The sequence below is a fragment of the Veillonella sp. DNF00869 genome, assembly GCF_001553345.1.
Classification (GTDB): Bacteria; Bacillota; Negativicutes; order Veillonellales; family Veillonellaceae; genus F0422.
In genome coordinates, this window is sequence record NZ_KQ960760.1 from 1,113 (window position 1) to 1,757 (window position 645).

Consider the following 645-nt stretch of genomic DNA (forward strand, 5'->3'; position numbering starts at 1 on the left):
CGTAATGCTAACGAAGTGAAATTCGTAGGTAAAGGTACAGCTACAGTCACTGGTGAAACAGATGCGAACGGTGTACGTACAATCACTGTAAAAGTAGACGATCAAGTATCCACTAACAATGCGGTAACGCCAGTTGTTTACACAGATAAAGAAGGTAATACAGTATATCCAATTAAGGATGACAAAGGTAATGTAACATACCATACAACTCCAGATGGAAAAGGCGAAAATGATAAAGTCGTTCCAAATGGTGATGTGAATACATCTGTGAATGGTCCTAAAGATGAGAAAGGCAATGCTCGTCCAGCATCCTTGGGTAATGTGAAAAACAATATCCCAGCAGTGAATGATGCTGATAAAAAAGTTACAAACCCTGATGGTACAGAAAAAGGAACTGCAGGAGATGTAAACAATATCAACAAAGCTCCATTGACAGCAACGGAAGCAGCTGATTTATTGAAACCAACAAAAGATGGAAAGCCAAATCCTAACTTTGCTGGCAACAATGCAGCTACCGTATCTGACGTATTGAATGCAGGTTGGAATTTACAAAATAATGGCGAAGCTCGTGATTTTGTAAAACCATATGACACTGTAAACTTCGTAAATGGTGCGAATACAACAGCTGTAGTAACTACATCTGCA

1 pseudogene is annotated in these 645 nt (G+C 39.2%); it reads left to right on the forward strand.

The features are described from left to right. Positions 1-645: pseudogene (locus HMPREF3032_RS07625) on the forward strand (hypothetical protein); the annotation flags it as partial.